Genomic DNA, 2,264 nt, shown 5'->3' with positions numbered 1-2,264 from the left:
CCTCTGCCTTGATGACTAGACTGAATACATCACCAGGCTCCGCAAGATCAGTGTCCTTGTCAAAAAAGAGTTGAAGCTCCTCGGAAGGTACAGACGTGGACATTTGGAACACTTCATTATGCTTGAAGATGATTGGCTCCCATCCGCCGTACACTCGAATGGTCTTAAGCATAAAGCTGAGCTCATCTCTATCTTGACCTGCTTTATAATGAAAAGTGATATCTCCGATTTTCCCGTTTCTTCCTTGGGGCTGCGAGGATAGCTCCGGACTTAAGACGACCAGCTTATACAAGTCTGTCGTGGTATCATAATTGTCTGCGGCGCTGGACTGGATGACCATGTTATCCGAACTAAATTTCCCGCTCTTCTCATCCAATTGCTCCGGAAGCTTAATCTCTGCCTGAAATCCGGTAAAATCCGCGCTAAGGTTCTGATATGACAATGACAGCTTTACCTCATTCCCTTGCCGCAAGCCCTCCACGACGATATTTCCATTAGCATCGGAGATTGTATGGGGGGCAGCTAAGGATAGACTGGAAAACGAGAGAAGAAAAATAAGCGACACCAACACGATTTTCCTTAACTGTTTCATGTGAAATGTTCCCTTCCTCTCCCATAGTTTCATTTGACGATTAGTTTAAATTCAGCATGCTTGCTTTTTGCATCATTCAAATTCAAATAAAAATGAATCAAATCTTGGATATCATTCTTATCGAACACGCCATCCCGGTTGATATCATAGATGTACGCTGTTTCGTCAATTTGCGCAGCATCGATCTCATTACCCGTGACTTTCAATTCCGCATGGCGATTTCTCATATCGTTAATATTCAGATAATAATTAATCATATCGTTAATGTCATTCATATCGGACACACCATCTTGGTTCACATCATACAGATAGGCGCCGGCGGGGATCACTAACGCATGCTCCACAATCACGCCCCGATTCTTCAATTGCTTGAGCAACTCATTAGAATCAGATGAGACGGCAAAGCCTCGTTGATTGATATATTGCAGTCGAACTAATTCACCAATGGGTGAAATTTGGGTTACCGGATTGTACGCTAATGAAAGCCATTGCAGTTGTCCTAACGACTCCATGCCGGAAATGTCCGTAATTTGGTTATTTTCAACATTGAGTGATTCCAGCTTGTTCAGCGCGGTTAATGGCGTAAGCGCATGAATTTGATTTCCGGCTAGATTCAGCTCTTTTATTTGGAGCATAGCTTCTAATCCAGCCAAACTGTCAATTTGATTATTAGCCAAATACAGATGTTCAAGATGGATTAAAGCGCTGACGCCGCTCAACCCGGTAATGTGATTATTCATCAACCAAAGTGACTTTAAGTCAACCAGCTTGCTGAATGCATCCATATTTGCGATTTGGTTGTTATTCAGTATTAATGTCTCCACGTTCGTTAGTGAGCCAATTTTAGCCGCATCCTTGATTTCATTGCCCGATAAATTAAGTGACTTCAGATGAATGGCATATTCAATCCCGCCTATATCCTTAATTCCTCTGTTTGACGCATCGAGTTCCGTCAATCCTTCCATATCATCATCCGTGATATCCCCTGTAGACTTATGCAATTTGTCCCTCACGGCGGCCTCCAATTTAACATCTACAAACGAAACCGCTTTTCCGCTGGCATAAGCCTCATTGGTTAGCCCGACCAAGACGGAACATACTAGCAGAAAACATAAATTTCTCCACTTTTTCACTCGTCGTCCCCTCCTTTCCCTGTTATTGTTCGACGACTACAGAACCCGTCATAAATGGATGTACCATGCAAAAATAACCAAACGTGCCGACGTCTGTAAAAGTATAACTGAATCTCGTTTCACCATTCGGTTCTATGGTACCATTAAATGACATGTCGTAAGCGGTAACGGTATGCATCATCGAACTCTTCAGCACCCAAGTAACTTTCGTACCCTTTTTCACTGTGATTTGGGCCGAGGAGAACCTATCGTTTAAGACATCGACTACAACCTCAGGTACAGGCTTTATCGTATAGCTTTCAGTTTTAACATCGCTTGTATTCCCTGAAGTATCGATGCCGATAAATCTCAAAGTTGTATCCTTCTCAATCCGTATCGGCGATGTGTATAAAGCAGATGCTTTCGAAGGTGTAGAGCCATCCACGGTATAGTAGATTTTGGCATCCGGATCGTTATCCGTAATCGTTAAGGTCACGTTTTGGGCAGCTGGATACGTTGCTCCAACCGGATCGGCCGTTACAACAGGCGAAGTCCCATCA

The 2,264-nt window shown here is 43.3% G+C and carries 3 protein-coding genes; all 3 read right to left on the bottom strand.

Annotated elements, in window-relative coordinates; all coding sequences use genetic code 11:
* Positions 1–592, bottom strand: a 592-nt coding sequence (locus tag AC1DUA_RS34495) for a hypothetical protein (protein ID WP_477504031.1), incomplete at its 3' end; no start/stop codon positions are given.
* Between the two features lie 29 nt (positions 593–621).
* Positions 622–1,725: a leucine-rich repeat domain-containing protein gene (locus AC1DUA_RS34490; RefSeq protein WP_477504030.1), complete on the bottom strand. Its 1,104-nt coding sequence runs from the start codon at positions 1,723–1,725 to the stop codon at positions 622–624.
* 22 nt (positions 1,726–1,747) lie between these two features.
* On the bottom strand, positions 1,748–2,264 hold a 517-nt coding region (locus AC1DUA_RS34485; protein WP_477504029.1), incomplete at its 5' end, for a chitobiase/beta-hexosaminidase C-terminal domain-containing protein.

This window comes from Paenibacillus sp. 01T422 (assembly GCF_056398785.1).
The sequence above is the reverse complement of the archived record's forward strand: the minus strand, read 5'-3'. Positions and strand labels throughout refer to the sequence as shown.